Genomic DNA, 6,426 nt, shown 5'->3' on the forward strand with positions numbered 1-6,426 from the left:
ACGTTTAATGCGCTATATGGCCCTTAGAGCTAAGGTTAGCCCTCTAAGAATTAGCTTTCATATGGCGTCTATTACGATTGTTGATCTGTTACGGTTTGCGCCTTTACAGGCTGCAGGACTCTTCCCTAAGTTGTTAGATGCAGTTTTAGAGGAAGGAAAGTTGTTTGTTATTCCTGAACGTAGAAAGCGATCTTGCCCGAGGGTGGTTAAGGGAAAACCACAAAAATATCCCAAAAAAAATACCAGTCAGCCTTAACTGACTGGCATTACAGCTTAGGCTGGGTTTTTCATATCCGGGTTTTATTCCTAACATGACAGCAGACTTTACCATTAAAGAGTTATCTTTATCCGATATCCAGTATTTTGGCTTTGATAACCCAGGTCATAGCTCGCCTTTATCCTCTACAAACACCTGTGCTGTGATAGCTGTTTCAAGCTTTGTCTATCCTAGCAGCACTAAATATTCTGCCAATACTAGAGCGGATAGCAAAATAGATAACAAGCCTCTCCTAGCCAAAGCTCAGAAATATGCGGTGAGAAAGTTATTGTTTAAGCTTATCTTTGAAAAGATAAAAGATGTGGTGTTTACTTATATTGAGTGTAATCATGTTGATTTACTCAAAGTTAGCAGTTTAAGACTAGTAGAAAGCAGCTACCCTTATAGGCTACTTCCTTTTAATTATTACGTTTGCTTTACCCACTCTGCTAATAAAGTTGCTTGTGCTATGCATACAAACAAACCAATTGGCATAGACTTAGAAATTAACCCTGTCTCAATGAAAGTAGCTCAACGCTACTATACCTTAGAGGAAAAAAGTTGGCTTTCAAAGTTAGATAATGACCGCCTACCCCAAGCCTTAAATTTATTATGGCTGTTAAAAGAAGCTTCAATTAAACAAAGCAAAACTAATAATAAAAATTTACTGTCGGGACTGAAAAAAAGTAAGTTGATTGCTGCACAACAAATTATGCCTGTGCCTGCTAAAGAACAATATAGTGCAACCAATATATCTATTATTAATAATAAAATCTCCACTCGAATCTATCGTTATCAAGATTTAACAGATCCTAAAACTAACGCTACTTATGTCTACATAGCATCAGAAAACTTAGTAGCAATCTGGTAATAGTCTTATTATCTAAATAAAGCCATCTAACTCTTATATTTTAAGCATAAAAAAAGCACCCCCGAAGGGATGCTCTTTTACTATTTGGCTTAGCCAATAATTAGAAGCGGTAAGTTACACCAGCTTTAACGATTGGGTACCAAACATCATCTTTTTGAATCTCATCACGAGCAGCTTTTTCGAATTCAGCATTAGTTTCGCCGTTTTCGCCAGTAACACCAGCTGATGTTACTTTAGCATCCATTTTACCCATGTATGCTGCACCTAGCTCACCGAAAAGACCCCAGTTTTGGTTAATGTTTGGACGGTAACCCACAGTTAAGTAAGGAGCCAGTTTGTTTCTGTTCTCAACTTTAGCTTCAACGAAACCACCATCTTCTGCATTAGCAACAGTATAGTTAGTACCGTTGATCTTAATATCAGCACCTTTTGCATTGTCAGTAGTTAATCTAGCTTCTAACGTGTTGTCTGGAACTAAGATACCAGTACCGATAGTGAAGTTGTTAGCCCATGGACGTAAGTTAACACCTAGGTATGGGTTGCTGAAGTCAGCATCATACTTCATGTCACCTTTGAAGTTACCATAACCGTCACCTAGAGCTTTACCCCAGTTGATCCATGAATCGCTAGCGTCTAAGTCTTTAGTACCGTCATCGCTAAAACCGTTCCAACCAGCAGTTAGTTCAGTAGTCTCATTTAGGCCCCAAGCGATGTTAGCACCGTAACCTAAAGTACCAATCTCAGCGCTTACAGCAGCTGGATGAGTTACTGTGTTGAATAGAGTTTTACCAGTACCAACTACAGCACCAGTAGTGTTAGCGATAACGCCAGCATTTTGGTCATATTGGTAAGCAACTGGTTGTGCGTCAGTAACTACTACTACGTCTTGAGCCATTGCAACTGATGAACCTAATACTGCTGCTGCAACTGCTGTTAATTTAAAAAGTTTCATAACATCTCCAAAGAATATAACTTAATTGAACCATGATTGAGTGTCTAATAAACAAAAAAGCAATTCAAGGGTATTATAATTATCATGCACTTAATAATAACAGTACATAACTATATAAAGGCCACTCGAATTGCTCATCCATGAGACACCTTAGAGGTTTCCCGAATCCATGTGTCTATTAAACACTTTTTTACAATTAAAGTCATCCCCTAAAAGTTGCCTTTTAATAGGGATTCTGTAATTTTTACTTACAATTTGTAAGTTGGGTTGCATTATACCCTGTGATTATACAGAAGCCTAATACTTTATTTATGAACCCTTAAGTCATTTAAAGACGAAAAACCAAAACACTTCAGATGACATTAGTCAGCACATCTATTACAATAGGCAGCTGCCGAGAGGTGTTGCGCCAGTGAAGCTTGCTAACGACTACAGTTGCTATTATAGCATTTGATACTGCTTTAGTTAAATTAGATAAAGTTCACTGTCAGGCTCGGTTAGCCTTTATATAGCTATAATCTTATATAGCTTACTTATAGCTACATCAATTTTTCAGAGTTTAAACTTCTGATGCTCTATTTAAATAGATCTAATTTACGAGTTATTAGCTGTAACATTAATTTGTTGCTCCAACCATCTAATAAGTTGAATTAACTGTATTTATACTGATGTGTAGCTAATGGGCAAACAACGACACCTGCGTTTCTTTCACCTTAATTTTTTATCAATACCAAGGAGCTCGAGATGGACGCAGTGTCTAACATCGATTCAAAAACCAATTTAGAAAACTTCAGCGACTATAAAGTAGCTGATATCAGCCTAGCAGATTATGGTCGTCGTGAGATCTCATTAGCAGAAGCTGAAATGCCAGCGTTAATGGGCTTACGTAAACGCTATAAAGAAGAGCAACCTTTAGCGGGCGCAAAAATCCTAGGTTGTATTCATATGACTATCCAAACCGCGGTACTTATTGAGACCCTAGTCGAGCTAGGTGCTGAAGTACGCTGGACTTCATGTAACATCTTCTCTACTCAAGACCATGCTGCTGCGGCAATTGCTGCAAGTGGTGTGCCTGTGTTTGCTTGGAAAGGCGAAACGGAAGAAGAGTACGAATGGTGCCTACGTCAACAGTTATTTGTAGGCGGCGAAGAAAATGGCCAACTTTGGGATGCCAACCTTATCCTAGATGACGGCGGTGACTTAACTGCTTTAATCCATAATGACTATCCACAAATGCTAGAGACCATCAATGGTATCTCAGAAGAGACCACCACTGGGGTACATCGTCTGATCGATATGCTTAATAAAGGGACGCTAAAAGTACCAGCTATTAACGTAAACGATGCAGTGACTAAGTCTAAAAACGATAACAAATATGGTTGTCGTCACAGCTTAAACGATGCCATCAAACGTGCCACAGATATGTTACTTGCCGGCCGCCGTGCACTAGTGATCGGTTATGGTGACGTGGGTAAAGGCTCAGCACAAAGCTTACGTCAAGAAGGCATGATCGTTCGTGTTTCAGAAGTTGACCCTATTTGTGCCATGCAAGCCTGTATGGATGGCTACGAGCTAGTGTCTCCATATATCGATGGTAAAAACACCGATTCAGCAGAAGGCATCAACACTCGCCTATTACAAGATACCGACTTAATTGTTACTACTACCGGTAACTACCACGTTTGTGATAAGCACATGCTTGCTGCGTTAAAGTCAGGCGCTGTGGTCTGTAACATCGGTCACTTCGACACTGAAATCGATACTCAATTTATGCGTGATACTTGGAACTGGGTAGAGATCAAGCCTCAAGTTCACCAAGTTTATCGTTCAGAAGATAAAAGCGATTACCTAATCTTATTGGCAGAAGGCCGCTTAGTAAACCTAGGTAATGCGACAGGCCACCCATCACGCGTTATGGACGGTTCATTTGCCAACCAAGTACTGGCCCAGATGTATCTTCATGAAGAAAAATTCTCTGAATTACCTGCAGAGGAACGTGCCAACGGCTTATACGTCAAAGTATTACCAAAGAAATTAGATGAAGAAGTTGCCGCTGCTATGGTTGCAGGTTTTAACGGTGTCATGACACAGTTGACCCCTGAGCAAGCAGATTACTTAGGCGTTCCTGTTGAAGGTCCATTCAAGCCTGATGACTATAAGTACTAATGTTAATACTTTTTAGTATTTAACTTTTAGAAGCAAACTTATTACATTAATAGCTGTTTATTTTAAAGGCTGAGAAATTGGATCAATTTCTCAGCCTATTATTAGGGCGGTATATTTTTTTCATCAAGGATAGGACATGAGCAAGCCACAATTTTCTTTTGAGTTTTTTCCAACTAAAACAGATGACGGCATCACTAAGTTATATCAGACTTTTGATACTTTAAATGAGTTGGCGCCAAGCTATTTTTCAGTAACCTATGGTGCCGGTGGTACCACTCGAGAGCGTACCTTAGGGATTGTTGAGGCACTAAAAAACCGTGCTAACACCCCCATTGCCCCCCATATTTCCTGTATTGGTGATAATAAAAGCCAAATTGCAGAACTTTTAGACTTTTATAAATCTATCGGCATCAGCCGTATGGTAGCTTTACGAGGCGACTTACCTTCAGGCCAAGTAGGTATGGGTGAGCTGCCCTTCGCTGTAGATTTGGTTCGCTTTATCCGTGAGCATTCAGGCGATCACTTCCAAATCGAAGTTGCTGCTTATCCTGAAATGCACCCTCAAGCCATAAGCTTTGAGCAAGACATCCAAAACTTAATCAATAAATTTGAAGCAGGCGCGAACTCTGCTATTACCCAGTTCTTCTATAACGCTGAGAGTTATTTATATCTACGGGATGCTTTAGAAAAGCGCGGTGTCGATACTGACAAGCACAGACTGGTTGCCGGCATTATGCCCATTATTAATGCCAGTAATTTAATTCGCTTTGCGGACAGCTGCGGTGCAGACATTCCTCGCTTTATTCGTAAGCAGCTGGCTGACTACGGAGATGACCGTAAAGCCATTCGTGAGTTCGGCTTTGAAGTGGTTCACCGCTTATGTGAAGTACTTATAGCTGAAGGCGTGCCTGCCCTCCACTTCTACACCATGAACCGTGTGGAACCTAACAAGCGCCTAGTACAATCATTAGGCTTGACCTCTTCAAGCACACAGGCTTAATAGCATGCGTCGTTTTTTCTTTAATCCGAATTTAGCACTGCTAAGTTCGGAATCCTCTAATACTACCTCTGCTCCACCCTGCTTAAGCCAACTTGCTATTGGCAGCGTGCTTACTTTGACAGAGGATATTTATCATCATTGGTGCCGTGTGTTACGGGCCAAAGTTGGTGAACAAAGTCTAATCTTCGATGGTTTAGGTGGTCAGAGCCTCATAGAGCTTGAGTCTATTGATAAGAAGTCAGCTCAAGCCCGTATCATTGCCCATGATAGTATTAATAATAGCAGTAACTTTCACAGCACCATTGCCATTGTTATGAGTCGCGGTGATAGAATGGATTATGCAATCCAAAAATCTACCGAATTAGGCGCTACTGCCATTCAGTTACTTACTAGCCAGCACGGTGAGGTAAGATTAAAAGCCCATCAAGTCGATAAAAAACTCAGTCACTGGCAACAAGTGGCCCTATCTGCTTGTGAACAATGTGGGCTTAATCGTCCTCCTTTAGTCATGTCACCAGTGTCTATTGAACAGTGGCTACAAGTCCAAAGAGGTGAAGTACATAGTGACGTGAGTTATCTAATAGAGGACGACTATTACCAACAGTATTTTGATCAGCCTACTCTACACTTAGTATTGGCCGTACCCAGTCAGCAAGAAAAACAGCAATTGGATATCCATGCCTCAATTAGGCAGGAATTTTTTGAAGCAACACAGACTCAAGCTAAGCCTAGATTTGACATCCTAATTGGCGCTGAAGGCGGTTTATCAGAGTCTGAATATCTTCAAGCGCGTGACAGCGACTATCTGCCTTGGCAGTTGGGCAATAGAGTATTACGCACAGAGACGGCGCCCGTGGTTGCCTTAGCCACTTTAATGCATATTAGCGACACTGTTTAAGTAGTGATTTTTTAAGCAGTGATTTGGTCTTAACCTATCGGTACTAACTCTGGTTTTTCTTATTTTTTATCAACATTTTTTATCCATAATTAGCCCGCAACAGATAAATTTGTGCCGGCTTTTTTTGCTTTTAAAGAGGGAGATAAAAACTATAAAAAACGGATTTTTCATAATTTAAATTATTTTTTGTGACCCGTAAGTCTTTGCAAATGCTTGTAAAGTAATGGTTTAGACTCTATCTTTTCATCTATAAATTTTTATTAGCGATAACCATATTTAAGAC

At 40.2% G+C, this 6,426-nt stretch carries 5 protein-coding genes and 1 pseudogene; 5 read left to right on the top strand and 1 reads right to left on the bottom strand.

Annotated features, from left to right (window positions below):
- Positions 1-256 (top strand): annotated as a pseudogene (locus tag A1019T_RS11270) (IS4 family transposase); the annotation flags it as partial.
- A gap of 55 nt (positions 257-311) precedes the next feature.
- Positions 312-1,127, top strand: a complete 816-nt coding sequence (locus A1019T_RS11275; RefSeq protein ID WP_077451714.1) for a 4'-phosphopantetheinyl transferase family protein — start codon at positions 312-314, stop codon at positions 1,125-1,127.
- A gap of 100 nt (positions 1,128-1,227) precedes the next feature.
- Here the strand turns inward: A1019T_RS11275 and A1019T_RS11280 are convergent, their stop codons facing one another.
- Complete coding sequence (locus A1019T_RS11280) at positions 1,228-2,079, bottom strand: hypothetical protein (RefSeq protein WP_077451715.1); 852 nt, start codon at positions 2,077-2,079, stop codon at positions 1,228-1,230.
- Positions 2,080-2,823: 744 nt separating this feature from the next.
- On the opposite strand from A1019T_RS11280, the gene ahcY reads away from it, so the two are divergent.
- The 3 genes from ahcY to A1019T_RS11295 all read left to right on the top strand — a co-directional run bounded on the left by ahcY (position 2,824) and on the right by A1019T_RS11295 (position 6,143).
- Positions 2,824-4,245, top strand: coding sequence for an adenosylhomocysteinase (ahcY, locus tag A1019T_RS11285; RefSeq protein WP_077451716.1), 1,422 nt, complete (start codon positions 2,824-2,826; stop codon positions 4,243-4,245).
- A gap of 136 nt (positions 4,246-4,381) precedes the next feature.
- Complete coding sequence (metF, locus tag A1019T_RS11290; RefSeq protein WP_077451717.1) at positions 4,382-5,245, top strand: methylenetetrahydrofolate reductase [NAD(P)H]; 864 nt, start codon at positions 4,382-4,384, stop codon at positions 5,243-5,245.
- A 4-nt stretch (positions 5,246-5,249) separates the two neighbouring features.
- A complete protein-coding gene (locus tag A1019T_RS11295; protein WP_077451718.1) occupies positions 5,250-6,143 on the top strand; it encodes a 16S rRNA (uracil(1498)-N(3))-methyltransferase in 894 nt (297 codons plus the stop codon).
- Positions 6,144-6,426: the final 283 nt, after the last annotated feature.

Source organism: Psychrobacter piechaudii, from assembly GCF_900162825.1.
Lineage (GTDB): Bacteria > Pseudomonadota > Gammaproteobacteria > Pseudomonadales > Moraxellaceae > Psychrobacter > Psychrobacter piechaudii.

Bases quoted from the DNA above. Each gene is read 5' to 3' on its own strand.
- A1019T_RS11280 (WP_077451715.1), bottom strand. From the start codon at position 2,079: ATGAAACTTTTTAAATTAACAGCAGTTGCAGCAGCAGTATTAGGTTCA.
- A1019T_RS11295 (WP_077451718.1), top strand. From the start codon at position 5,250: ATGCGTCGTTTTTTCTTTAATCCGAATTTAGCACTGCTAAGTTCGGAA.
- A1019T_RS11275 (WP_077451714.1), top strand. From the start codon at position 312: ATGACAGCAGACTTTACCATTAAAGAGTTATCTTTATCCGATATCCAG.
- metF (WP_077451717.1), top strand. From the start codon at position 4,382: ATGAGCAAGCCACAATTTTCTTTTGAGTTTTTTCCAACTAAAACAGAT.
- ahcY (WP_077451716.1), top strand. From the start codon at position 2,824: ATGGACGCAGTGTCTAACATCGATTCAAAAACCAATTTAGAAAACTTC.